Here is a 22573-nt window from a genome sequence, read left to right on the forward strand (position 1 = left end):
CTTCGATGGCCTTCATCAGACACCGTCCGCGCTCATCAATCCCATGGCCTGCTGTGACGATGCGCGACGGCCATCCAGCGTCCTGACGCTGCCCTTATCCTGGAGCTGCCCCGGCGAGCCACGCCTTCACGTGAAATTGCCAGCGCCGTAGAAAAGTCGCGCCCTACCGAGCTACAGTCGCTCCAGAATGGCTTTCATTTCCGCGATCTCGCGCTCCTGAGAAGCGATGATGCCGTCGGGCTTGAAGCAGAGGTCCCGGAGCTCCGCGTCCTGGAGCTGTGATTCCTTGCACATCAGGATTGCGCCCGAATGGTGCGGGATCATCGAACGCGCGAACTGCTTGTCCCCGACCAGCGCCTGCGTCCGCACTGCAGCGAACGCGAGAACGAATACGACAGCGAGGGCAATATAGAGAATGAGGTTGAGCCGCTTGTTCGCGTACATCGACCCCATCATCCACAGCATGAGCACGCCCATCGGCATCGCCATCGTCAGGGCCATGTAGAAGAAGTTGATGTTATGGACGAACTCGCCCCAGCCGCGGATCATCTCGAACATCACAAGATACATGATGATCGTGCTCAGTACCATGTTGAGCCCGAACAACATGTAGTGCTTGCGCATCATCTGCTGGCTCATACCGCCCCGACCTTCGTGTCCCTGTTGCATGCGTCTCTCCTCAGAACATTAGATGATCGATGTCGCGCGCGATCGACGTGACGGCGGCGACATTCGCCCTCCAAAGCCGTCTGCCGTCCTTGGTGCGGGCAGCCGATCGGAGAAATTGAAGCGCGCTACGATGGTACCTTGTTCCGGATGCGGCAATTCCATGTAGCCGATGTGCCAGCCATCGTCCGCCACGGCGGCATGGTCAGCGTCCAGGTGCAGCACTTCCGCTACAGTCGGTGCCGATCACGCGCAGCTACATGGCAGAGGAGCCAGAGCTTTTGCGTCAAGTCCAATAGGCTGCGGCCTGGGAGCCACTACCAAGTGTGGCGCCGACGCAGGTAAGCAGCTTTCGGCGATCCGGCCTGGATATCCTCAACAGGAAGTCTGGAATCCTGCAAATCAGTTCTGTCTGTCAGGTTGCCTGAGTCTCGCCAGCAACCGCGCCTCAGGCCTCCAGCTGGTCTTGAACAGCAGATAGAAGCCGGTGATCGCAAGCCAGCCGATGCCGAAGCCGACGGTGATGATCAGCGGGTGATTGAAGCTAGTCCGGTTCACATAGTCCATGTTATGGAGCATCCAGACGAAGTCCCAGATGCGCCAGGTGTCGTTTCGGCGCTCGATGAGCCTCCCCGTCGCCTGCGAGATGTAGAAGCTGCTGTTGCTTTCGTCAGCGAAATCCACGCGCCACGCTGGACCCTCATGCTCCCGGATCGCCAAGGTCGGCTCGGACAGAAGTTCAACATTCCTGATGGCTGCGCTGCCTGTGTAGCTCGCTTCGGCAAGGCGACGGGCTAAAGCGGCGTCCACCTGCACGGAAGTGCCGGTCCTGACGTCGAATAAGCGGGTGCCGGCAGGCGTGACTATTTCAAAGACATGATCGTTCAGCAGGGGCCGCACTGTCAGCGACGTGATTGACGCTGTGCCGAGCGTGCGCTGCACGACCGGCCAGCCACCGCTGCTGGCAGGCAGGCCGATGGCCTCAGTTCTTGGCGGTGGCGGACCGCCGGCGACGGCGTTCATGTCGAGCACGGCCATCACCGCGCCGCTGATCGTCCAGATCACGAACTGCAGGCCGAGGATGAGGCCGATCCACTTATGGACGCGCCTGAAGAAGAGCGGCGATAACCTCATGACCGAGCCTTCCGCCGCCGGCGCTTCGGCAGGTGGTAGTAAAGCAGCCACGCACCGGACAGCGCCATTGCCACCGCCGCCCAGGTGAAGGTGCGCAGCACCCAGTTGTTGACGTTCTCGCGCTCCTCATAATCCATGATGTGGAGCATCCAGACGAAGTCGAAGAGGCGCCACAGTTCGTGCCTGCGCGTGACGAGCTCCCCCGTTCCGGGCGAGAAGTACAGGGTCGGCTTGTTCCAGCCGTCGAACTCCGCCCGCCAGAGTGGCCCTCTGGCGCCCCGGACCTCGAACGGCAGGTCGTGGATCAGTGTAATGCTCGCAAGCTGCTCATCGCCTGTGAACCAGTGGTTTGCCAGTCGCTGTATCTGATCTCGGTCCGGGGGCGGCAAGGGCGATCCCGATCGTGCATCCAGCAAGACTTTCCGGCTACCAGCTGTCACGATGTAAGTGGGCCTGTCCTCTAGCCAGTGGAGCTTGACGGCCTCGGCTTCGGGGATCGACCGGGCAGCAGCCACCGGATCGGCGAGCAACGAAGCACCGACTGGGCGAGGCTCGCTCCTCCGGATAAAATGATCGCCGTGGATGATGTCGATGTGGATGGCGGTCATGTAAAGCCCGCTCAGGGTCCAGATGACCACCTGAAACCCGACGAACAGCGCCAGCCATTTATGGATGCGTCGGGCAAGCAGCGGTAGACGAATAGCCAGTTTCAGTGTCCCTTATCCGGGAAAGAAGCCAGATCGGCAGGTCACTTGGGGACGAGCGCAGACAGACCGGAAGCCGAGATCGGCCTCCGGTCTGACGCGATGCGCCTAGTGCGACATGTTGCTCATGTTGTTCATATCATGGCCGGCGTGGGGGTCGGCTGCCGGCTCCGCCGGAGCTTTCGCCGCGGCCTTCGGCGCTTCCGCCTTCGCCTTAGCGGCGGGCTCAGTCCGCTGAGGGACCGACGCCTGAGCGGCAGTGGCAGGCGTCGCCTTGGGGGCAGCGGGGGCGGCGGCGGCGGCGCCGACTTGCTCGCCCTGCAGCATCCGCTCCAGCTCGTCCGCTTCCTTCGCCTGATCGGCTGCGGTCATCCGTGCCTTTTCGAGAATGCGGGGGTCACCGCCGAGCTCGAGCAGCACATTCGACATGTCGACCCCGCCTCGGTGATGCGCGACCATCTTGCGCATCCAGGTCTCGGAGGGATTCGCGCCATTGGCCGCCATCATGCGCTGGTGCATCTGTTCGACGGCTTGGGCGTAGGGATTCTCGCCTCCTGATGCCGCGGCGGCGCCCGTGCCCAGGAGCCGCTCCAGTTCGGTGATCTCCTTGCGCTGCTTGTCCGCCGACATGCGAGCCTTTTCGAGCACCTGCGGATCGCCGCCCTCCGCTTCCAGAACTTCAGTCATGGCGATCGCGCCGCGATGATGCTCGATCATCTTGCGGAGCCATGTCTCGGAAGGGTTGGCGCCAAGAGCCGCCGCCATCCGCTCCTTCATCTGCATCTCAGCTTCGGCATATGGGTTGGCTGGGTCTGCCATCATTGCATTCGCATCTGCACTTTCCTGCTGGTTGGCGGGTGCTTCGGCCTCCTGGGAGCAGGCGGACGCCAGAACCACTGCCGCGCTTGCGGTCAGCACTTTATGCCATATTCTCATTTCAGGCTCTCCTGTTGGCGTTGCTTTTGGACGTCGTGATGGTCGAGGAAGGGGTAGTTCGCAGGGGACGTGCAGCTCCAGCCATCACTGGCTGGGGTCCAGCGACCACGCGCGCCCCGAAGGTGGATGTCAGGGTCAGTCACTCAACTTCGCTCGGCTCCGTATTGCAAGATGCATACGCAGGATATGCGCGACTCCTCACCATCGTGGCATCGCTGCTGAGATCATAACGCACCTGTACCTGAGCACGGGAATAAGGCCGCCCCTTGCACCGGCGACACAAGCAAGGCCAGCTCCCATGCTAGCGAGGCAGCTCCCGATCGACGTCGCGCAGTGCTGAAAGCCTGCGCCGTGCGCGATAGAGGCGCGTTTCCACCGCCTTGCCGCTGATCCGCAGGAGTGCAGCGACTTCCGCCTGCGAAAGGCCGTCGATGGTTCGCAGGATAAGTGGCTCCTTCAGAGCGCGCGGCAGGTCGGCTATGGCCTGCCAGAGCCGTTCCAGTTCCTGCCTGTCGCCGACGGTATCGTCGATGCCGGGCGCAGGATCCGGTACCTCTGCCGCCTGGGCGGGCGGAGCCGCTGTGAGAAGCAGCCTTCGCACTGCACGGCGTCGCGCCCAATCCCGGCACTTGTTGATGGCTATCCGCGCCATCCAGGCGCGGAACGGCCGCGTCTGATCGTAACGATCGAGTGCCTTGAATGCCGAGATAAAGGAATCCTGGACGAGATCGACCGCCTCCTCCGGATCGCCAATATGGCCGCGGATGAGCCGGTAGAGAGGCTCCTTGTGACGGCGCATGAGCTCTGCAAATGCATCCTGCCTTCCGGCCCGGGTGAGCGCCACGAGGTCTCCGTCGGTGCACTCTTCCGGGGAGCATTTCATTTCGCATCGGCGGTCAGGGCTCTCACCACCGCACGATCGAATTTCTCGGCCTGGTCGGGGCGCAGCACTGCGCGCATCGCGAAGATGTGCCTCAGCGTCTCCTTCTGCAGCTCCCCCATCGCGCGGTGCGAACGGTCGATTTCCGCCGTCACGCGCGGCCCATAGCCATGCTCCGCTTCTATCGCCGCCGCGAGCCTCGCATTGTCGGCTCTCAGCTCAAGCTCGAGCTCGCGCCGGCGGATGGCGAAATCTGTCTCGATCTGCTCGATCTGGTCGAGTTGCCGGCCATCAAGGCCGATCTCCTCGTGAAGCAGCTCATGAAGCGCGCTCGATTGCTCCGGACGTGGATCGGAAATGCTGCGGCCGATGAGAACGCCCGCCAATGCTGCCAGGAACGCCGTTACGGCAAGCAACCAGAGACGTCTGGAGCCGAGGGTCACCGCAGCGGCGCCAGCAAGGCGGAAGGTGCAAACTGCGTCGCACCGAAAGGCGAGAGGGGCCCCACGGCCTCCGCCCGCTCCGTCGGCACCATTCCGCCAACGACGCCGAGGACCAGCGCTGCGGCTATGGCGGCGACGCGAAATCTCATGGGAAGCTCATGGGCAGCGAAGTTATAGCCCGCCACGCGCTCAAGGACGCTATCCTCCAGCCCGGCAAGCCGGCCTGAAACCGGGGCGGCCGTTAATCGCTTGAGATTTTCATCTATATCGTTTGTCATTCTTACCTCCGGCCCTGCATCAAGCAATACGCACGCCAGCAATTCATCCCTCAGATCTGAGCGTTAAGGGCGCGTGAACGCAAGGGCGCCCCTGCCGGCCCTCGAAGCCGCGGAAGGCGAGTCTTGATCGGGAGCCAGTGAGGAGAAGATGCCGCGGCAGGAGCGAGCTCCGCCTGGCACTTTGGTATCGCGGCAGAAGAAGGGGGGGGCGGTGTCGCGAGGCGCGGCTACCGGTGAGAGGAGGCTGTTCCGACCCGTCGAGCGAAGCACCGGCAGCTTGGGTGGGGGCTCTGGTCGACGGCATGGCTTGTGAGGGATTTACCAGTCAGCCGCGTATGACTGAGCAGAAGGGATGATCCAGGTGAGATAAGCGGTGTCGCAGGACGATCTTGAATATCTGGAACGGCGCGCAGAGCAGGAGATCGGGCTGGCGCAGCAGGCGAGGCGACCAGAGGTTGTGGCCGTCCACTATGCGCTGTCGGAGCTGTATCTGGAGCGGCTGACGCAGAAACGCAGCGAGGCTGGGCCAGCAGATGCGATTGAGCAGGTCAGCGATGAGCGCGGCGCTGGGCCCATAGCGCACGAATAGCTTCAATCCCGCTCGCGAGACAGTGAACGAAAAAATTTGGAACCGATGCAGAGGCTGCCGCAAAACTGCGCCCGACGCAATGTTCCTGCCATATCCAGCTGGCCGTCCGTGCATCCCGCAAGATTCTGTTCCGATCCTGGGATGGAGTCCCTCCGAAGCGTGGCCCGGCAGGACTGCTCGCCATCGGGCGCAGATCGGACCTGCGCGGCCTTGTCGCGCAGAGGCAGTGCGGCGGGATCAAAGGTCAGCATTGCTGCTCACGATCCTGCCGCACCTAGGATGATCCGCTATGCTGTGCGCCTTCTCCCTTGCGGGTTGCGAGCCGGCATATGGCTACAGGAAGAAACCCGGATCGATATATTCTGAACCCTGCGTGCTGATGCCGGGCACGAATTGCGGACCCGTGTTGAACATGAAATCATCCTGGACGAGATCATCCTTGAACACGCCCTTCAGCAGGATTGAATCCTCGCCACCGTCCCAGGCGATCTTCACACCCGCGGCCGTATCGATGATGATGAGCTCGTCGGCACTGATGTCCAGAAATGCGACATGGTCGAACGACCCGGGGCCGGCCGTGAAGTCGAGCACGACGTCATTGCCGCTGGTCCGGTCGACGATGAAGGCATCCGCCCCCGCTCCGCCAATCAGCCTGTCACTGCCTTCGGCACCTTCAAGCATGTCGTGACCGGCGCCGGCGTCGAGATGGTCATTGCCCTTGCCGCCGTTCAGCATGTCCGCCATCAGACCGCCCATCAGTCGGTCGGCGCCATCCCCGCCATCGATCCAGTCCGAGCCGTCGCCGCCGGAAAGCAGATCGTCGCCTTTGTCGCCCTGGATCACATCATCGCCGGCACCGCCATCGAACCGGTCGCTCCCGCCGCGGCCGAAGAAATGGTCCCAGCGGTTTGTGCCCGCCGGTGCGTCGGCCCGGTCACTGCCGACGATCATATTGTATCTATCGAAGTCGAACGTGAGGCCGCCGTCGCGGAGAAGGCCGTCCGCCTGCGCGTCGAATGATCGGGCGGTGCCGCGATTGATCGTCTCCTCACCGATGGAAGGCGGCGTCTGGCTTGCGTTCCGCTCCGGCCGGGTGAAATCTCGACATCTCTGGGGCTCCTTGTCCTGCCGCCGGTGATGCGGCGACGTTCTCCAAGCCGCCCTCAGGCATTTACGCGCACCCAATTCGTTGCCCTTATGCCGCAAGGGCCGGTGCGGTAAACGGAGGGTTTGGGAGGATCATCCGTTCTCGCATTGCTGCCCCTATTGATGAGGGAGCGCCGCACGACGTGCGTATGGAAAGGAGGAAACCGGAGAAAATGAATGTATTGCTTTGTTCAGCGTGGCTTTCGAGCGGCCGTAATGGCGGTCGCGCTGCTCGGCCTTGTGGCAGGGGCGCCATTGTCGGCGCACGAAAATCATGATGAGCTTGGAGCGGGCCCCGGTCCCGCCGTCGAGGTGGCGAACGTTCCCCCTATAGAGAAGGCGTCGGAGGCGGACGCGCACACCAATATGGCAGTCGCTAATGGAGAGGCGATGGACCAACATGCCCAAGCGGCCGAGCGCAGCAAGACATTCGGCGAACGGCTGATGAGCTGGCTGGGCCGGCTCCATAGCCTGGTTGTGCACTTCCCGATCGCGATGTTTGTCGGTGCGCTTGGCGTCGAGCTGTTCGGGCTGTGGCGAGGCAAGCGGGATTATGGGCAAGCCACGCATGTCATGCTCATCGTCGGTGCGGTCGGCGCCGTGGCGGCAGCCCTGCTCGGGTGGTTCGCGGGCGGGTTCTACATGACCGACCGCAATTCGGTCCTGATGGTCCACCGGTGGCTCGGAACTGCGATTGCGGTCGCCGGGCTCCTACTGCTGTATCTGTCAGCAACGGCACGCCGAGCGCCAGAAAAGCCGCGCACCGTCTATTGGGCGCTGCTCGGCGGGATGACGGTGGCGATCGCGATTCAGGGTTATATCGGCGGCAGCTTCATGCACGGCGGCATGAGCCACATGGCATTCTAGAAGGTCGAAGAGGAACCTCTCATGTATATCGAACAAGCTCCCGGTCACATGACCTCCCGCCGCAGCCTGATTTTGGGTGGACTGGCGCTCAGTGGCCTCGTGGCTGCGGGATGTTCTCGCGCCGCCGACACGGTGGCGGAGACCGGCAATTTCTCCACAAGCGAGGCTTCGACCGGGGGACAGAAAGTAGCGATGACGGTGTATCGCGATCCGAGTTGCGGCTGTTGCGAAGCCTGGGCGCGGATCGCCGGGGAGTCGGGCTACAAGGTCACGCTGCTCGATGACACGAACATGCCGGCCGTCAAGCAGCGGCTCGGCGTTCCGGCACAGCTCGCCTCCTGTCACACTGTCCAAGTTGGCGGTTATGTGGTCGAGGGGCACGTACCGCTCGACCAGGTCGACCGGCTTCTCCGCGAACGGCCAGCGGGCGTGAAGGGCATTGCCGTGCCCGGAATGCCGGTCGGCTCGCCCGGCATGGAGGTGCCGGACGGGTCCGTCGAGCCGTTTCAGGTGATCGCCTTCGACAATGCTGGCGGGACCTCGATCTACAAGGGCTGAAGCAGCCGTCACGCCCAGATTGGAGAACCATCTATGAAGCCTTTGCACATCGCGCTCGCTGCCGTTCTCGTGAGCGCAGGGGCGGCGCACGCCCAGCCTATCAACCCCGCGCAGGATCGGCAGGCGGTCGAGACCGTGCTTGCGCGGTACAAGTCAGCGATCGAGAGACTCGACGCGGGCGGAACCGAAATGCTGTTCACTGCCGATTCAAGGATCTTCGAGACAGGAGGCGTAGAAGGCACTTACGCCAACTATCTCTCCCACCATCTCGGGCCTGAACTCGGCCATTTCAAATCGTTCAAATTCTACGACTATAAGGTGGACGTGCGGTTCGAGGGGCCAATTGCGCTGGCCACCGAGACCTACCGCTACAGGATCGAACCCAAGACCGGTGAGCCGGCGGAGCGACTTGGCGTTGCGACCAGCGTCCTCAAGAAGGTAGGCGGCAGCTGGAAGATCCTCAGCATGCACAATTCGGCGCGGCGCCCCAAAGGCTCGTAGGCATCTTACCGGCTCATGATGACGCGCGCTCCGCTGCTCCAGACTCAATCCCATCACGAGCCTTCGTGCGTATCGCTCGGCACTCAAGCATCGTTGGTCGCCGCGAACGGCGGGATTCTCCGCCTGCTTAGCTGCGCGACTGGCCCGGTCGCGCGATCGGCGACGCCGACAAGCACCATGTCAGATTGAAGCTCGACTGCACCCACGACACGGTGCCCGATCACGCCATGGCCGACTCTGCCCACTTGGATGGCCTTAGCTCGCGTGTCGTGACGTCTCTAAAGACGTGGAATCAGCGCTTCTGCTTCGACCGCACCGCCACCGCGACAAGGCTTGGGTCGAGGGTCGCCGGAGGAAGAGTCAGATCTTCTCCTGCCGATAATGCGCTGCGCGTTCGACGAGCGCCATCATGTTGCGGCCGGCCTCGATCGTGAGCCTGTGCGGCGTAGCTCCGGCTCTCGGAGAGATGTAGCGCGCCATTTCGAGGACCAGGTCGGACTGGCTCTGTGGAGCCTCCGCCAGGAGCGCAACGATAATATTCTCCAGCGCGATCAGGCGCACGCGGATGTTCCCATCTTCCGCATCGCCGATGGCGCCGACTACCGTCGTCGGCTCTTGTGGATGAACCCAGTCGTTCGAGGACCCGCCTTCACTCTCCCATCGACCGATGGCGCGGCGATGCGCCGCAGCCCGAACCGGATCGATGTCGGATTGATCGTCCATGCCTTATCTCCTTAGAGCCCTTAACTCAGGACCGATGCGCCTGCCGGACTCGACGCCGCGTGTCGAAAGTGACGGACCTTTCGAGAGCGATCATGTTGTTGCAGCCGAGGTTCACCCACATCGCTCATCGCCCCTAGAAAAGCCTCACGATGTAGTACGCGCGGCTCTCCCCCAAGACGGTCGCCGCGGCGCTAGCAGGGAGAATCGTGAAGCTTTCCTTGTTCGTCTCAAAACCAAGCTCGCACGCCAAAGACAAAGCTGAAATGAGAGACATCTCCGTTCTCGGCACGTTCGAATTTGGCCGTATCGCCGAACGTCTCATTATATTCGATGCCGATATAGGGCGCGAACTCCCGGACCAGCTCGTAGCGGAGACGAAGTCCTATTTCGGCCTTCGAGAGACCCGAGCCGACACCGATCTCCGGCACATCCTGCAGTGCGAAGTCGATTTCCGCGCGCGGCTGCAGGATCAGTCTTTGCGTGATCCGCTGGTCATATTCGGCCTCGAAGCGCGCGGTGACGTCACCCTTCTCTGACAGGAAAAACGCGCCATCCACTTCGAACCAATAAGGGGCGAGCCCTTGTATGCCCGCGACCAGGTGCGCACGGCTCGGACTCGGCTCGAAGTCGTAGCGGACGCCGGTCTGCAGATTGAACCACGGATCGAGCGCATGGCTCCAGAGCAGCTGGACCTCTGCCTGTTCGGGCTTCCTCCCGAAGTCGGACTCGATCTCCGTCTTGACCCATAACCGGTCAATGTCGCCGCCATACCAGCCTTGCGCGTTGATGAAGTAGCCGTCGCGGGCATTGGTCACCCGAGCTTCCAGTTGGTCGATCAGGACGTTGTAGGTGATGATGTCGCCATGTTCGCGTCGCGCAATCTCGCGCGCGTCGGCCATCGCCTCGGGCCCGTACACGGCATCGGCCGCGTTGCGGGGGCCGCTCAGCGCAGCGGCTGGCGGTGGTTCAACCGGCGGATCGGGAACGCCGGGCTCATGCCCCGGTGCTGCAGAGCCAGTATCTGCTTCGGATGAGGGCATGGCGTGGCCGGCATGCGGATCCGTTTGCGTCGGCATATCGGGCATGTCGTGGCCGGCATGCGGATCGGATGCAGGTTGCGAGCTTGGCTGAGTACCAGTCTGATGGCCGGCGTGCGGGTCGGCTATTGGGGATGCAGGCGGAGAGGCCTGCATATCGTGTCCCGCATGCGGATCGGCTTGCTCCGACATGGCAGGACCAGCAGGCGACTGAGCCGAAGATCCGGTTGCCCCTGCGGGCGCGCCGTGTGGAGCAGTGGGCACGCCAGGATCCGCCGGTTTTTCCTTCGTGGTTGCAGGTGTCGAAGGCGCATGGCCGCTGTGCTGCGCCAGTGCTGGTGCGGCGAATGCCGTTGCGGTGAGCAGAATCAATGTGCGGGTCATGCTGCCTCTCCCTGCAGCGGGCGGACGGTCACGACGCGGAACATGCCGGCATGCATGTGGAGCAGCAAATGGCAGTGGAATGCCCAGTCGCCGGGCGCGTCGGCCGTGAGGTCAAAGGTGAGCTTCGCACCTGGCAGCACGTTCACCGTATGCTTCAGCGGGTGGCTTCCGGTGTGGCCATTCACGACCTCAAAGAAGTGGCCGTGCAGGTGGATGGGGTGGGTCATCATGCTGTCGTTGATCAGGACCACCCGGACACGTTCGTTCAGCTCGAAGCGGATCGGCTCCACGCCTTCGCTGAATTTCTCGCCATCGAACGACCACATGAAGCGCTCCATGTTGCCCGTCAGGTGAACCTCGACGGTGCGCGTCGGCGGCCGCTTGTCAGGATTGGGCGTGAGCGACATGAGATCCCGATAGGTGAGAACCCTGTGGCCCACATCCTCAAGACCAAGCCCCGGATCACCGGTCCGATCGACAGGTGCCATTGCAATCGAGTCGACACCGACGCCTACCTTCACCGTCGGCGGCACCTTGGACTTGTCGCGCATGTTCATGCCGGCCATCGAACCGGAAGATCCATGATCCATGCCGCCCATGGACGCGGCAGCACCAGCTGCAGTGGCAGCGCTGTGAGCGCTGTGGTCCATTCCCGGCATCGAATTCTGGTCCATGCCCGGCATCGAGCCATGATCCATGCCGCCCATCCCCATGTCCTTCATGGTCAGAGTCGGGCGCGGCCGCAGCGGCGGCACCGCTGCGGTCATCCCCAAGCGCGGCGCAAGGGTCGCGCGCCCCATGCCGGAGCGGTCGATCGATTCCGCCACGAGGGTGAAGGCCCTATCCTCGGTCGGCTCGACGATGACGTCGTAGGTCTCGGCGTTGCCGATCTGGAATTCGTCGATGGTGACCGGCCGCACGTTCAGGCCGTCGGCGCTGACGACCGTCATCGGAAGACCCGGAATGCGGATGTTGAAGATCGTCATCGTGGCGGCGTTGATGAAACGCAGTCGCACACGCTCGCCTGGACGGAACAGGCCTGTCCAGTTCTCCTTCGGCCCATGCCCGTTGATCAGGTAGGTATAGGTGGAGGCCGTGACGTCGGCGATGTCGGTCGGGTCCATCCGCATCTTGCCCCACATCAGGCGATCGGCCAGCGACATGGCCTCCTCCGGATCGCCCTTGCGCAGCAGTCCGGCCAGCGTCTGCTTCTGCCGATTGAAATAGCCGCCCTCCTGCTTGAGCTTGACGACGAGCTGGTGGGGATGGAGGAAGGTCCAGTCGCTGAGCACGATGACATGCTCGCGATCATAAGCGACCGGATCGGCATCGGCCGGATCGATCACGATCGGACCATAATGTCCGAGCTGCTCCTGCAGACCTGAGTGGCTATGATACCAGTAGGTGCCCGACTGCCTGATCGGGAACTCATAGAGAAAGGTCGTCTTCGGCTTGATGCCGGGAAAGCTGACGCCGGGTACGCCGTCCATCTGGAACGGCACGATCAGGCCATGCCAATGGATCGATGTGTCCTCATCGAGTGTATTCTGGACGTGCAGCCGGACGTTCTGGCCTTCCTTGAGGCGGAGAAGCGGCGCTGGGAGAACGCCGTTCATGGTAATGGCGTGGGCGCTGCGGCCACCGACGGTGAAGTCGCTTTGCCCGATCGTCAGGCGGATATCGTCGCCCGACAGTGTCGGCATTGCAGGCGCGAGGCCCGCCGAGCCGCTCTGCGCCCAGGCCGGGAACAGGCCCGACAGGCCCAGGCCCGCAACCCCGATCGCTCCCCCGCGGAGAAGCGCGCGCCGTTCGATAAGATGGTGCATTTCTGAAATCCTGTCGGCTCCGACGGAGCTCGGATGGCGTGGAAGAAAAGGGGAGGCGGTGCAGGCACCGTCTCCCCGGAGCTCTTTACTTCGAGCTCATGTCATGTCCGGCATGCGGGTCGGTCTTTGCCTTCCCGTCCTGCATGCCTTGGCCGCCCTTCTTGCGACCGTCGGCTTTCATCTTGTCGCACTGGGCCTTCATGGCATCGGGGCTCATCTTCATCCCGCCCATCATGTGGCCATCCATCTTGTGTCCTTTGGCGCCCATCTTGTCACAATGGGCCTTCATGGCATCCGGGCTCATCTTCATTTCGCCCATCTTATTCATTTCGCCCATCTTATGCCCGGCATGCGGGTCGGTCGCCTGCGCGAGGGCGGAAGAGGCGATCGTCAGCGCGACCGCAGTCAGAAGAATTTTCATTTGTCAGTCTCCAGATAGATTGAGTTGCAGTTCAAATCTCTGGAGTCATACGCGGCGGAGGCGATTCACCCTCAGGCGCCACACCAATTAATATCTGGCTGGCAAGCACCGCTGGCTTGCCTTGCAGAATCGAGAGCGGTTCTCGCGTCACCGTCTCGGCTGCGGGGACGGCCGCGCAGATCATCGCGCAGCTGAACGCAGCATTCGAATGATCATTTTCGGAGGGAGCCGCTGGCCCGGCGCAGGGGTTATTGGCCGTCATCACCGCGGGCGTACCGTCCGACGCGGCGGCTGCTCCACCGGTTGACATCGCCAGCGGGGAGAAAAGCAGTGCCAGGGCCACCAGCAGGGACGAGACGAAGCGCATCATGCGGGTCGAATATAAGTCGTTCAAACGAGCCTTCAATGAATGCGCGAGTTTCAGCAGCCCCGAGCGGGAATCGGAGAAATCCTCCACGATTGGGCAGCCCGACACGCGATGGATGAAACTCGGAATCCGCTGCAGCGGGCGTCTATCGCGGCGATCTCTGCAAAGGCCGGGTACTACGTCGCAGGAGCTAGCCCGAGCAGGCCGCGCACGACGCCGCATCATTTTGTGCCGTCGCAGGTAGCTTAAGCACTGATGAGCTTCTCTGTGCCGGAAGCCATCGTCACGTCGATCGACTCGATGGCTTGGCGGCAGGCCTGTTCGCAGCGCCGGCAGTGCTCGGCGCAGAGCCGGCAATGTTCGTGCATGCTCGCGTGCCGCTCGCATTCCTCGGCGCAGCGACGGCAGGCGGCCTCGCAGGCTAAGAGGGTGGCGACGATCACCTGCTCATTGCTGCCAGTTCGCCGCGCGCCGAGCGTTCCGGCGGCGATGCAGATGTCGGCGCAGTCCAGGTTGAGGCGGATGCATTGGCGAAGCTTGTCGACCATATCTTCGGCGAGGCAGGCATCGGCACAGGAGGTGCAGCTCTGCGCGCAGGAATAGCATTCCTCGATGCATTGGATCAGCGCGTCATTCGTGTTCCCGCGTACGTCCGGATGGGCCGATATCATCGGATGCATATGGTGCATAGGTCTTCTCCACTAAAACGACGTCCCTCTGCTCGCACGATCCTATCTGAGTCGGATTGTTCCGGCACGCAGTGTGCGGGCGCCTTGCACGAGAGACGATCCGCTTAGCCGAAAGTTCCAGGAGGGGGGCGGAGAGCCTCCGGAAAATGGTCAATCGGAGACGACCGCGCGATAGCCTGCCTCATCGATTGCGCTGCGTATGCGATCGGCGGAGGCGTTGGAGCGGACCGCGACCGACTTGGCAGCAAGGTCCACTGCCACTTCGGCTTCTGGATCGATCGCTCGAATGGCATTGGTGACACCTCGGGCGCAGCCGCCGCAGGTCATCCCTTCAACACGGAACTTCATCATCATTCTTCTCCTTTATTCGATGACAGCGATGTGGGGTTTGACATCGTGTCAAGGTCAAGGGACCATGATAGCTTTTTCGCCTCTTGACCTTCACATCATGTCAAGGCGCATATGAGGGTCTGCTCGCAAGAGGAGGCAAGACATGGACGTTCAGACACTCGCACGCCCGGGGGCGAAAGGCGGCCAGGGCGGCAGCATCACGCTGCCGGTGGCCGGCATGACCTGCGCCTCCTGCGTGGGGCGCGTGGAGAAGGCGGTCGGGAAGGTGCCGGGCGTTCGTACTGTCAGCGTCAACCTCGCCACCGGCCGGGCCGAGATCGCGTTCGAGAACGCGGTCGATGTCGCCGGTGTCGTCGGAGCGATCGAACGGGTGGGCTATGAGGTTCCCGCGGAACAGGTCGAATTGGCCGTGGAGGGCATGACCTGCGGCTCGTGCGTGTCGCACGTCGAACGCGCTCTGTTGAAAGTGCCCGGAGTGACCACCGCGACCGTGAACCTGGCTACCGGCAGAGCGAGTGTCCTCTTCCGGGGCAGCATCGCCTCGATCGAAGACCTTGAGGCGGCAGTCCGGGGCGCAGGCTATGAGGCAAAGCGTATCATCGCCGATGATGGGGCAGTCGATCGCGACCGTGCTGCCCGAGACCAGGAGATCTCCAGCCTCCGCCGTTCGACCCTGATCGCGGCACTGCTCACTCTGCCGATCGTCATTCTCGAAATGGGCTCGCACTTCGTGCCCGCAATTCATCGGCTGGTGATGGGGACCATCGGCATCCAGGCGAGCTGGCTCGCTCAGTTCGCTTTGGCGTCGATCGTGCTGTTCGGACCGGGGCTTCGCTTCTTCCGAAAGGGCGTTCCGGCGCTGCTGCGCGGGACGCCAGACATGAATTCGCTGGTGACGATCGGCACAAGCGCAGCCTGGGCCTATTCTTTGGTGGCGACCTTCGCTCCGGGGCTGCTGCCCGCGGGCACTCATTATGTCTATTATGAAGCAGCCGCCGTCATCGTGACCCTGATCCTGCTGGGCCGCTATCTCGAAGCCAAGGCGAAGGGCCGCACCTCGGAAGCGATCAAGCGGCTCGTCGGCCTTCAGCCGAAGACCGCCCGCGTCGAGCGCGATGGTGCAGTGGTGGAGGTGCCGCTGGCGGACGTCCGCCGCGGCGATATCGTCCAGGTGCGTCCTGGCGAGAAGGTGCCGGTTGATGGAGAGGTGGTCGACGGCTCGTCTTATGTCGATGAGAGCATGATCACCGGCGAACCCGTGCCGGTAGCCAAGGCAGCGGGCACAGACGTGGTCGGAGGGACGATCAACAAGACGGGCGCGTTCAGCGTCCGCGCCACCAAGGTCGGGGCGGATACTCTGCTCGCCCAGATCATCCGCATGGTCGAGCAGGCACAGGGCTCCAAGCTGCCGATCCAGGCGCTCGTCGACAAGGTCACCGGCTGGTTCGTGCCAGCCGTCATGGCCGTGGCGGCGCTCACCTTCCTTGTCTGGCTCGTCCTCGGGCCGTCGCCGGCGCTCACCTTCGCGCTGGTGAACTCCGTGGCCGTGCTGATCATCGCCTGCCCGTGCGCGATGGGCCTCGCGACACCGACCTCGATCATGGTCGGAACCGGTCGCGCCGCGGAGCTCGGCATCCTGTTTCGCAAAGGAGAGGCGCTGCAGTCGCTCCGCGATGTCGAGGTGGTGGCGCTGGACAAGACCGGCACCCTCACCGCAGGACGGCCGGCGCTCACCGACCTTGCGCCGGCGCCGGGCTTTTCGCACGACGAGGTGCTTGCGCTGGTTGCTGCTGTGGAATCCCGATCCGAGCATCCGATCGCCGAGGCGATCCTTGAAGCGGCGCGTGAGCGCGGCCTTTCTGTGGCATCCCCGCGGTCGTTCGAGACGCTCCCGGGCTTTGGCGTTTCCGCGGACGTGGAGGGCAGGCTCGTCGAGGTCGGGGCCGACCGCTATATGGCGCGGCTCGGCCATGATGTGGGCCTGTTCGCCGCCGAGGCCGCCCGCCTCGCGGGCGAGGGCAAGACGCCGCTTTACGCTGCGGTGGAAGGGCGGATTGCGGCCGCCATTGCCGTGGCGGACCCGATCAGGGAAACGACTCCCGAAGCGATCGCGGCGCTGCATCGCCTCGGCCTCAAGGTCGCGATGATCACCGGCGACAATCGCGGCACGGCCGAAGCGGTCGCTCGCCGGCTCGGCATCGACCAGGTGGTGCCGGAGGTGCTCCCCGAAGGCAAGGTCGAGGCCATTCGCCAACTGCGCGAGGGAGGGCGCAGGCTCGCTTTTGTCGGCGACGGCATCAACGACGCGCCGGCGCTTGCGGAGGCGGATATCGGCGTCGCGATCGGGACGGGGACCGACATTGCCATCGAGTCGGCCGATGTCGTGCTGATGTCCGGCGACCTGCGCGGGGTGGTGAACGCGATCGCCATTTCCAAGGCGACGATCCGCAACATTCGGCAGAATCTGTTCTGGGCTTTCGCCTATAACATCGCGCTGATCCCGGTCGCAGCCGGCATCCTCTACCCCGCTTATGGCCTGCTTCTCTCGCCGGTCTTCGCCGCGGGCGCGATGGCTCTGTCCAGCGTGTTCGTGCTCGCCAATGCCCTTCGCCTGAAGCGTTTCCGCCCGGTAATCGGCCATGGCAAATATGGTCTCACCGCAGGAGCTACAGCATGAACATCGGCCAGGCTTCGAAGCAGTCGGGGGTCAGCCAGCGGATGATCCGTCATTACGAGGCGATCGGACTCATCCCCAAGGCGCCGCGACGGGAATCGGGCTATCGCGACTATGACGCGCGCGACCTTCATATGCTGCGGTTCATCCGCCGCGCTCGCGACCTCGGCTTCCCGATCGAGGAGATCAGGCAGCTGCTGGCGCTGTGGAAAGATCGCGGCCGTTCGAGCGCGGACGTCAAGTCGGTCGCGCTCGCACGGGCCGGGGAACTCAGAAACAGGGAGGCGGAGATTCGCTCGATGCGACGCTCGCTCGAGGATCTCGCACGCGCTTGTCATGGCGATGATCGGCCCGATTGTCCCATCCTCAGCGACCTCGCCGGCGACAGTGGCGACTACGTCGAACTTGGCGCCACCGTCCTCGATAAGTCCTAGGCTTCGGACCCATGAAGTGGTTCCCTAGCGGCTCGTATATGGTTTAGCTCTGCGAGAGACGAGCGTGGACTTGAGCGAGTTCCGGTTCGCGAGAGAAGTTTCAGCGGGTCCGGTTGTTGCTGCCGAACAGGGCCGCAGCGTTACGGGGGTCCGAGGGGTCCGGCAGGACGCCGAAAATTCGTGAGGTAAGAAAAGACGATGAGGCTGGTTGTGCTGGGACCGCCGGGAGCGGGAAAGGGAACGCAGGCGAGGCGCCTGGCCGAACGCTATTCCATTCCGTGGCTTTCCACAGGCGAGATGCTGCGTGCGGCGGTGACGGGCGGCACGGAACTCGGGCTGCCGGTCAAAGCGATCATGGATCGCGGTGAGCTCGTACCCGATGATGTCGTCGATCAGATGGTATCCGACCGGATCGATCGGGAGGATTGCCGCACCGGATTCATTCTGGACGGCTTTCCCCGGACCGTCGCGCAGGCGGAAGCCCTGACGGCGATGCTCGATCGAAAGGGCGTCAAGCTAAACGCTGCGATCGAACTGAAGGTCGATCCCGCCGTGCTGATCGAGCGAATGGCGAAGCGCGTCGCCGATACCCTGGCCGCCCACGACCCAGTGCGAAGCGACGATAATCCGGAAGTCTTTGCGAGGCGTCTCGACGAATATCGGGAAACGACAGGGCCGCTTCTGGGCTATTATCTCCGCAGAGGAGAACTCGTTCAGATCGACGGGATGCAGGGCATGGACGCCGTTACGCGTGATATCGCGAGCAGACTGACGAGAGGATATTCCGGTTCGTCACCATACCGATAAACGGGCTTCCGCTGGAAAGCATCGCCGCCTCCCCAGAATCGGCTTGAACCGATCTGCGCTCTCTCCACTGCTTCCAGGTCAGAGATATCCGTAATGTCAGGCGGTCAGTTTCGGTCAGCGTTATCAGATGCATGAACCCCTAGTCCTGGCAGAGCCAGACGCTTGAGTGCTGCATCATCTGATAGCGCCGCGCAGCTACGCGTCCTCACACTACGCTTGCCAAGCACTTAGCCGAGGCAAAACCAAGGATGTGTCCGCCTTATGAGGGTCATCAGGCGCCATGTGCGCCATGTGCGCCATGTGAGCCGATGGAAAGGTCCGCGACGTCGATTGCTGCTGCTCTGTCTTCGCCGGAGAGGCAGAGTTCCTCGATCTGGATGGTCGAAAAGTAGATGTTGAAACGGTCCCGGAGAAGGTTGCTTACTTCGGTGAGAATATGCTGCCCCGTGCTGGCATCCTGCACGCGCACATGGCTCGAAAAGATGTTGAGTCCCGACGTGAGGCTCCAGGCATGCACGTGATGGACGTCGATAACGCCGTCGAGACCCCCTATGGCTGAAATGGCGGCATCCAGATCTACATCTTCCGGCGTCCCCTGCAGCAGGATGTGCAGGGACTCCTTGAGGATGCCCCATGAGGCCCAAAGGAGCACGACTCCGAATGCCATTCCGAGAAGCGGGTCGATGGCCAGGAAGCCTGTGAAACGAATGACGAGGGCCGAGATGATGATGAGGAAGCTGCCGACGAAGGTCTGCATGACGTGCCAGAAGGCTCCCCTCATGTTGAGGTTGCCCTTCTGGCGTTGGTAGAGAAGCCGGAGCGCGACCAGCTCCGTGGCGATGCCGCCCGCTGCCGCCCAAAGCATGGGAGTCGTTGGCAGCTCGATCGGGTCCATCAGGCGCATTGCTCCCATCCCAAAGACGAACAGCGCCATCAGAACGAGGAAGAGGCCGTTGAAGAGAGCTCCCAGAATCTCTGCCCTGGTGTAGCCGAAGGTCCTCGCAGGCGTGGATTTGCGTTCCGCGAGCCGCATCGCCACCAGGGCGATGAGTACGCCACCGACAGCCGAAAAGGTGTGGAAGGCATCTGATGTCACCGCAACGGAGCCTGTCCACAGGCCGATCACCAGCTCGACCACGAAATAGCTGCCGGTGAGCCAGCCTGAGACCACCAGCGCGCGCCGATCCGTCGACGGGGGAACATGGCCTGAATGGCCTTTAGAAGTGGGTGCCATCGAGCGGCTCCTTTGGAGGAAATGAGGGCAGGGATGACATATGTACTTTCCGCTCAAGTCGCTTGGGATCCTTCAGATCGGCAGCTCGCGAACCGGCGGCTGCGAGGTCGTTCCGCCGAGCAAGAAGGCTGCCACGAGAAATACGCGCGAGAATGATATCTCCCTCATTTCAGTAGGGAGAGGGCGATGGATCTGCTCGTGGGGGAAAGCTTGGGCGCGCTCGTATTCGAGCGCTCGGTTAAGAACGTGAAAGTCTGCGCAAGCTTGCCGCTACAAGCAAAGTGGCCAGCCTGCCCGTCTGCCCAGCGGGGCTGCTGGTGTTCAGGCATCCGGCCAGGGCAAGCTTAGAATTGATCGAAATCAATGCCACGTCTCCATTGGCATTTAGAGTTACCGGCGTTCGTCGTCTGCCCATCGCGACCATCGGCCTGATGGTTTTCCTCGCGATCCTGGGCTTGTTTCTCATACTCGAACACCCAGACCACCTGCTCAACTGGCTTCCATTCCTGATCATCCTTCTATGTCCGCTGATGCACATGTTCATGCATCGCAGGCATGGCGGGCATGGCAGCTCTGCTGCGGGCAGCGAGCAGGCGCGGCGGTCCCGTCATTTCTGAGCGAGCCGACAGGAGGGTTCGTTTAAGCGCACCTGTCGCTAAATTATCTATATTGCTGATTTATATCGTATTTCCATCGAGTTCGCTTTCCTCGTCTCCCGGCTGTAACCTTCAGACTTGAGGGAGAAGTCAGGCGGCAGCGTAATATTGTTATTGGCGGCGTTCGACCGACGCTTCGCCGTGGGCAAAGCTCGTGGAAAGGACGAGGGAATGAATCAGCATGGCGCGCATCACGCGCACCACCATCATCAACATGAACCATCCGCAGGTGCTTCTGGCTCGGTCGTCGTCCAGGCGTCCGGTTCCAGTCATGCCGAGCATGCGGGCGGCCACGATCATGGAGCGATGATCGCGGATTTCCGGCGCCGCTTCTGGGTGACGATGGTGCTGATGCCGCCGGTGCTTCTCCTGTCGCCGATGATCCAGCATTGGCTGGGTCTGGCCGGGGCGATTTCGTTTCCGGGCGACGACCTTCTCCTCTTCGCCCTTTCCACCATCGTCTATGTCTATGGCGGCTGGCCATTCCTGATCGGCCTCGTCTCCGAGCTGCGCAAGAAGCAGCCTGGCATGATGACGTTGATCGCGCTGGCGATCTCGGCCGCCTATTTCTTCTCGGCGGCCGTCACTTTCGGTTTCCCCGGCGAGACATTCTACTGGGAGCTGGTGACGCTGATCGGCATCATGCTGCTCGGTCACTGGATCGAGATGCGCTCCGTCATGGGTGCGTCGAGAGCTCTCGAGGAGCTGGTTCGCCTGCTGCCGGATTCTGCAACCCGCATCGACGCCGACGGCTCGACCCATGAAGTTCCGATCGTGGCGCTTGCGCGCGGCGACCGCGTGCTGGTTCGTCCCGGCGCGAAGGTGCCGGTCGACGGTACGATCATCGACGGCAGTTCCGGCTTCAATGAAGCTATGCTGACCGGCGAGTCCAAGCCCGTGTCCAAGGGCGTCGGCGAAGCCGCGATCGGCGGCGCCATCAACGGCGCCGGGGCCGTGACGATCGAGGTGACCGCGACCGGCGACAAGACCTATCTCGCCCAGGTCATCGACCTGGTGAGGAAGGCGCAGGCGACGCGGTCGCGCACCCAGGATCTCGCCAACCGCGCCGCCGCTTGGCTGACCTATATCGCACTCATAGTCGGCTTCGGCACGCTGATCGTCTGGCTGCTGCTCGGCCAGTCGACCAGCTTCGCCATCGAGCGGATGGTGACGGTGATGGTGGTCGCTTGCCCGCACGCGCTGGGGCTCGCCGTGCCGCTGGTGGTTGCGGTCAGCACATCGCTAAGCGCCGGCAATGGCCTCCTCATCCGCGACCGCGCCGCGTTCGAGCGCGCGCGCAATCTCAACGCCGTCGTGTTCGACAAGACCGGCACTCTGACCGAAGGCCGGTTCGGGGTCAGCGACATCGTCCTGCTCGGCGACGGGGAAGAGAATGCGGAGCTCGCTTTCGCGGCGGCGGCTGAAAGCCAGTCCGAGCATCCGATCGCGCACGGCATCGTCGCGGAAGCCAAGGATCGCGGACTTAGCTGGCCCAAGGCGAGCGAGGTGCGCAACATCACCGGCGAGGGGATCGTGGCGAATGTCGATGGCGAGGATATCCGCATCGTCAGCCCCGGTCATCTCGCCCGCACCGGCGATGAGATTTCCGACCCGCGCCTGAGACAGCTCGAGAGCCAGGGTAAGACCGTAGTCGTCCTTGTGCGCGGCGGCGTGCCGCGTGCGTTGTTCGCACTCGCCGACATCGTCCGTCCGGAATCGAAGCGGGCGATCGCCGAACTCAAGGCGCTCGGCGTCGAGTCGATCATGCTCACGGGCGACGCCCACGGCGTCGCCCAGGCGGTCTCGGAGGAACTCGGGATCTCGGAATATTTCGCGGAAGTTCTGCCCAACGAGAAATCGGAGAAGATCGAGGAGCTGCAATCGCGCGGCTTGGCCGTTGCGATGGTGGGCGACGGCGTCAACGACGCTCCTGCCCTGGTCGTCGCCGATCTGGGCATCGCGATCGGCGCCGGCACCGACGTTGCGGTCGAATCCGCCGATATCGTTCTGGTGCGCAGTGATCCGAGCGACGTGGTGGCCATCCTCGGCCTGTCGCGAGCCACCTATCGCAAGATGGTGCAGAACCTTCTGTGGGCAACCGGCTACAATACTGTCGCGATCCCGATGGCGGCGGGAATCACGTTCGGCACCGGCCTCCTGATGACTCCGGCCGTCGCGGCCGCGCTCATGTCGGTCAGCACGGTCATCGTCGCCTTCAACGCGCAGCTGCTGCGCTTCTACAGGGGCCGGCGGCCGGCAGAGGCATGA

26 protein-coding genes are annotated in these 22573 nt (G+C 62.9%); 9 read left to right on the forward strand and 17 right to left on the reverse strand.

The genetic code is table 11. The features are described 5' to 3' along the window. Positions 1 to 171: 171 nt before the first annotated feature. The 7 genes from GRI40_RS12910 to GRI40_RS12940 form a co-directional block, all read right to left on the reverse strand. The gene (locus GRI40_RS12910) at positions 172 to 669 is read right to left on the reverse strand and encodes a DUF305 domain-containing protein (RefSeq protein WP_237489174.1); all 498 of its coding nucleotides are present in this window, start codon (positions 667 to 669) and stop codon (positions 172 to 174) included. Positions 670 to 1068: 399 nt separating this feature from the next. Beyond that, positions 1069 to 1800, reverse strand: coding sequence for a PepSY domain-containing protein (locus GRI40_RS12915; RefSeq protein WP_160612102.1), 732 nt, complete (start codon positions 1798 to 1800; stop codon positions 1069 to 1071). Then, complete coding sequence (locus tag GRI40_RS12920; protein WP_202390352.1) at positions 1797 to 2408, reverse strand: hypothetical protein; 612 nt, start codon at positions 2406 to 2408, stop codon at positions 1797 to 1799. Before GRI40_RS12920 ends, GRI40_RS12915 begins: the two co-directional genes overlap by 4 nt. Positions 2409 to 2612: 204 nt before the next feature. Next, positions 2613 to 3440, reverse strand: a complete 828-nt coding sequence (locus GRI40_RS12925; RefSeq protein ID WP_237489175.1) for a DUF305 domain-containing protein — start codon at positions 3438 to 3440, stop codon at positions 2613 to 2615. A gap of 301 nt (positions 3441 to 3741) precedes the next feature. Next, entirely contained in the window at positions 3742 to 4323 is a 582-nt protein-coding gene (locus GRI40_RS12930; RefSeq protein ID WP_160611937.1) for an RNA polymerase sigma factor, read from the reverse strand. Continuing rightward, positions 4320 to 4763 (reverse strand): periplasmic heavy metal sensor, encoded by a 444-nt coding sequence (locus tag GRI40_RS12935; protein ID WP_160611938.1) that lies wholly within the window; start codon positions 4761 to 4763, stop codon positions 4320 to 4322. The genes GRI40_RS12930 and GRI40_RS12935 overlap by 4 nt, the downstream gene beginning before the upstream one ends. Next, complete coding sequence (locus GRI40_RS12940) at positions 4760 to 4912, reverse strand: hypothetical protein (RefSeq protein WP_160611939.1); 153 nt, start codon at positions 4910 to 4912, stop codon at positions 4760 to 4762. The genes GRI40_RS12935 and GRI40_RS12940 overlap by 4 nt, the downstream gene beginning before the upstream one ends. Before the next feature lie 502 nt (positions 4913 to 5414). On the opposite strand from GRI40_RS12940, the gene GRI40_RS12945 reads away from it, so the two are divergent. Continuing rightward, positions 5415 to 5630, forward strand: coding sequence for a hypothetical protein (locus tag GRI40_RS12945; RefSeq protein WP_160611940.1), 216 nt, complete (start codon positions 5415 to 5417; stop codon positions 5628 to 5630). Positions 5631 to 5963: 333 nt separating this feature from the next. Here the strand turns inward: GRI40_RS12945 and GRI40_RS12950 are convergent, their stop codons facing one another. Further along, complete coding sequence (locus GRI40_RS12950; protein ID WP_160611941.1) at positions 5964 to 6581, reverse strand: calcium-binding protein; 618 nt, start codon at positions 6579 to 6581, stop codon at positions 5964 to 5966. A 411-nt stretch (positions 6582 to 6992) separates the two neighbouring features. Here GRI40_RS12950 and GRI40_RS12955 point away from each other — a divergent pair, with 411 nt between their 5' ends. From GRI40_RS12955 to GRI40_RS12965, 3 genes are read left to right on the forward strand one after another with little or no spacing between them, the layout of a single operon-like run. Next, entirely contained in the window at positions 6993 to 7643 is a 651-nt protein-coding gene (locus GRI40_RS12955) for a DUF2231 domain-containing protein (protein ID WP_237489176.1), read from the forward strand. Between the two features lie 21 nt (positions 7644 to 7664). Next, positions 7665 to 8201, forward strand: a complete 537-nt coding sequence (locus GRI40_RS12960; protein ID WP_160611942.1) for a DUF411 domain-containing protein — start codon at positions 7665 to 7667, stop codon at positions 8199 to 8201. 33 nt (positions 8202 to 8234) lie between these two features. Continuing rightward, complete coding sequence (locus tag GRI40_RS12965) at positions 8235 to 8702, forward strand: YybH family protein (protein WP_160611943.1); 468 nt, start codon at positions 8235 to 8237, stop codon at positions 8700 to 8702. A 360-nt stretch (positions 8703 to 9062) separates the two neighbouring features. Here GRI40_RS12965 and GRI40_RS12970 read toward each other — a convergent pair whose 3' ends face one another. The 7 genes from GRI40_RS12970 to GRI40_RS13000 form a co-directional block, all read right to left on the reverse strand. Next, positions 9063 to 9425: a hypothetical protein gene (locus tag GRI40_RS12970; RefSeq protein WP_160611944.1), complete on the reverse strand. Its 363-nt coding sequence runs from the start codon at positions 9423 to 9425 to the stop codon at positions 9063 to 9065. A 227-nt stretch (positions 9426 to 9652) separates the two neighbouring features. Then, positions 9653 to 10846 carry a copper resistance protein B gene (locus tag GRI40_RS12975; protein ID WP_237489177.1) on the reverse strand — a complete coding sequence of 398 codons (1194 nt, stop codon included), beginning with the start codon at positions 10844 to 10846 and terminating at the stop codon, positions 9653 to 9655. Beyond that, the gene (locus GRI40_RS12980) at positions 10843 to 12672 is read right to left on the reverse strand and encodes a copper resistance system multicopper oxidase (RefSeq protein ID WP_160611945.1); all 1830 of its coding nucleotides are present in this window, start codon (positions 12670 to 12672) and stop codon (positions 10843 to 10845) included. Before GRI40_RS12980 ends, GRI40_RS12975 begins: the two co-directional genes overlap by 4 nt. Positions 12673 to 12757: 85 nt before the next feature. Then, positions 12758 to 13093, reverse strand: a complete 336-nt coding sequence (locus GRI40_RS12985) for a hypothetical protein (RefSeq protein WP_202390353.1) — start codon at positions 13091 to 13093, stop codon at positions 12758 to 12760. A 31-nt stretch (positions 13094 to 13124) separates the two neighbouring features. Next, positions 13125 to 13550, reverse strand: a complete 426-nt coding sequence (locus GRI40_RS12990) for a hypothetical protein (protein WP_160611946.1) — start codon at positions 13548 to 13550, stop codon at positions 13125 to 13127. A gap of 155 nt (positions 13551 to 13705) precedes the next feature. Next, on the reverse strand, positions 13706 to 14131 hold the full coding sequence (locus tag GRI40_RS12995) for a four-helix bundle copper-binding protein (RefSeq protein WP_237489178.1): 426 nt from the start codon (positions 14129 to 14131) through the stop codon (positions 13706 to 13708). Between the two features lie 168 nt (positions 14132 to 14299). Continuing rightward, entirely contained in the window at positions 14300 to 14503 is a 204-nt protein-coding gene (locus GRI40_RS13000) for a heavy-metal-associated domain-containing protein (RefSeq protein WP_237489179.1), read from the reverse strand. A 139-nt stretch (positions 14504 to 14642) separates the two neighbouring features. Between GRI40_RS13000 and GRI40_RS13005 the strand changes: the two genes are divergently transcribed. From GRI40_RS13005 to GRI40_RS13015, 3 genes are all read left to right on the forward strand, one after another. Further along, positions 14643 to 17177 carry a heavy metal translocating P-type ATPase gene (locus tag GRI40_RS13005; protein WP_160611948.1) on the forward strand — a complete coding sequence of 845 codons (2535 nt, stop codon included), beginning with the start codon at positions 14643 to 14645 and terminating at the stop codon, positions 17175 to 17177. After that, the gene (gene cueR / locus GRI40_RS13010; RefSeq protein WP_082837498.1) at positions 17174 to 17608 is read left to right on the forward strand and encodes a Cu(I)-responsive transcriptional regulator; all 435 of its coding nucleotides are present in this window, start codon (positions 17174 to 17176) and stop codon (positions 17606 to 17608) included. Before GRI40_RS13005 ends, cueR begins: the two co-directional genes overlap by 4 nt. 210 nt (positions 17609 to 17818) lie before the next feature. Continuing rightward, complete coding sequence (locus GRI40_RS13015) at positions 17819 to 18415, forward strand: adenylate kinase (RefSeq protein ID WP_337190573.1); 597 nt, start codon at positions 17819 to 17821, stop codon at positions 18413 to 18415. A 271-nt stretch (positions 18416 to 18686) separates the two neighbouring features. On the opposite strand, the gene GRI40_RS13020 is transcribed toward GRI40_RS13015, so the two are convergent. Next, positions 18687 to 19649 (reverse strand): cation diffusion facilitator family transporter, encoded by a 963-nt coding sequence (locus tag GRI40_RS13020; RefSeq protein ID WP_067503931.1) that lies wholly within the window; start codon positions 19647 to 19649, stop codon positions 18687 to 18689. Positions 19650 to 19930: 281 nt separating this feature from the next. On the opposite strand from GRI40_RS13020, the gene GRI40_RS13960 reads away from it, so the two are divergent. Further along, positions 19931 to 20266 (forward strand): DUF2933 domain-containing protein, encoded by a 336-nt coding sequence (locus tag GRI40_RS13960; protein ID WP_337190574.1) that lies wholly within the window; start codon positions 19931 to 19933, stop codon positions 20264 to 20266. A 150-nt stretch (positions 20267 to 20416) separates the two neighbouring features. Here the strand turns inward: GRI40_RS13960 and GRI40_RS13965 are convergent, their stop codons facing one another. Further along, positions 20417 to 20605 (reverse strand): hypothetical protein, encoded by a 189-nt coding sequence (locus GRI40_RS13965; protein ID WP_237489180.1) that lies wholly within the window; start codon positions 20603 to 20605, stop codon positions 20417 to 20419. A gap of 6 nt (positions 20606 to 20611) precedes the next feature. On the opposite strand from GRI40_RS13965, the gene GRI40_RS13030 reads away from it, so the two are divergent. Continuing rightward, positions 20612 to 22573: a heavy metal translocating P-type ATPase gene (locus tag GRI40_RS13030; protein WP_237489181.1), complete on the forward strand. Its 1962-nt coding sequence runs from the start codon at positions 20612 to 20614 to the stop codon at positions 22571 to 22573.

The organism is Tsuneonella aeria, assembly GCF_009827495.1.
In the GTDB taxonomy this organism is placed as follows: domain Bacteria; phylum Pseudomonadota; class Alphaproteobacteria; order Sphingomonadales; family Sphingomonadaceae; genus Tsuneonella; species Tsuneonella aeria.

Excerpts from the sequence above, each read along its gene's own strand:
- GRI40_RS12975 (WP_237489177.1), bottom strand. The coding sequence starts at position 10,846 with ATGACCCGCACATTGATTCTGCTCACCGCAACGGCATTCGCCGCACCA.
- GRI40_RS13030 (WP_237489181.1), top strand. The coding sequence starts at position 20,612 with ATGATCGCGGATTTCCGGCGCCGCTTCTGGGTGACGATGGTGCTGATG.
- GRI40_RS12910 (WP_237489174.1), bottom strand. The coding sequence starts at position 669 with ATGCAACAGGGACACGAAGGTCGGGGCGGTATGAGCCAGCAGATGATG.
- GRI40_RS12915 (WP_160612102.1), bottom strand. The coding sequence starts at position 1,800 with ATGAGGTTATCGCCGCTCTTCTTCAGGCGCGTCCATAAGTGGATCGGC.
- GRI40_RS13020 (WP_067503931.1), bottom strand. The coding sequence starts at position 19,649 with ATGGCACCCACTTCTAAAGGCCATTCAGGCCATGTTCCCCCGTCGACG.
- cueR (WP_082837498.1), top strand. The coding sequence starts at position 17,174 with ATGAACATCGGCCAGGCTTCGAAGCAGTCGGGGGTCAGCCAGCGGATG.
- GRI40_RS12920 (WP_202390352.1), bottom strand. The coding sequence starts at position 2,408 with ATGACCGCCATCCACATCGACATCATCCACGGCGATCATTTTATCCGG.
- GRI40_RS12930 (WP_160611937.1), bottom strand. The coding sequence starts at position 4,323 with ATGAAATGCTCCCCGGAAGAGTGCACCGACGGAGACCTCGTGGCGCTC.
- GRI40_RS12995 (WP_237489178.1), bottom strand. The coding sequence starts at position 14,131 with ATGATATCGGCCCATCCGGACGTACGCGGGAACACGAATGACGCGCTG.
- GRI40_RS12970 (WP_160611944.1), bottom strand. The coding sequence starts at position 9,425 with ATGGACGATCAATCCGACATCGATCCGGTTCGGGCTGCGGCGCATCGC.
- GRI40_RS12940 (WP_160611939.1), bottom strand. The coding sequence starts at position 4,912 with ATGAGATTTCGCGTCGCCGCCATAGCCGCAGCGCTGGTCCTCGGCGTC.
- GRI40_RS12950 (WP_160611941.1), bottom strand. The coding sequence starts at position 6,581 with ATGATCGTCGGCAGTGACCGGGCCGACGCACCGGCGGGCACAAACCGC.
- GRI40_RS13005 (WP_160611948.1), top strand. The coding sequence starts at position 14,643 with ATGGACGTTCAGACACTCGCACGCCCGGGGGCGAAAGGCGGCCAGGGC.
- GRI40_RS12960 (WP_160611942.1), top strand. The coding sequence starts at position 7,665 with ATGTATATCGAACAAGCTCCCGGTCACATGACCTCCCGCCGCAGCCTG.
- GRI40_RS13965 (WP_237489180.1), bottom strand. The coding sequence starts at position 20,605 with ATGATCGTGGCCGCCCGCATGCTCGGCATGACTGGAACCGGACGCCTG.
- GRI40_RS12980 (WP_160611945.1), bottom strand. The coding sequence starts at position 12,672 with ATGCACCATCTTATCGAACGGCGCGCGCTTCTCCGCGGGGGAGCGATC.
- GRI40_RS12985 (WP_202390353.1), bottom strand. The coding sequence starts at position 13,093 with ATGAAAATTCTTCTGACTGCGGTCGCGCTGACGATCGCCTCTTCCGCC.
- GRI40_RS12955 (WP_237489176.1), top strand. The coding sequence starts at position 6,993 with ATGGCGGTCGCGCTGCTCGGCCTTGTGGCAGGGGCGCCATTGTCGGCG.
- GRI40_RS12965 (WP_160611943.1), top strand. The coding sequence starts at position 8,235 with ATGAAGCCTTTGCACATCGCGCTCGCTGCCGTTCTCGTGAGCGCAGGG.
- GRI40_RS13000 (WP_237489179.1), bottom strand. The coding sequence starts at position 14,503 with ATGATGATGAAGTTCCGTGTTGAAGGGATGACCTGCGGCGGCTGCGCC.
- GRI40_RS12925 (WP_237489175.1), bottom strand. The coding sequence starts at position 3,440 with ATGAGAATATGGCATAAAGTGCTGACCGCAAGCGCGGCAGTGGTTCTG.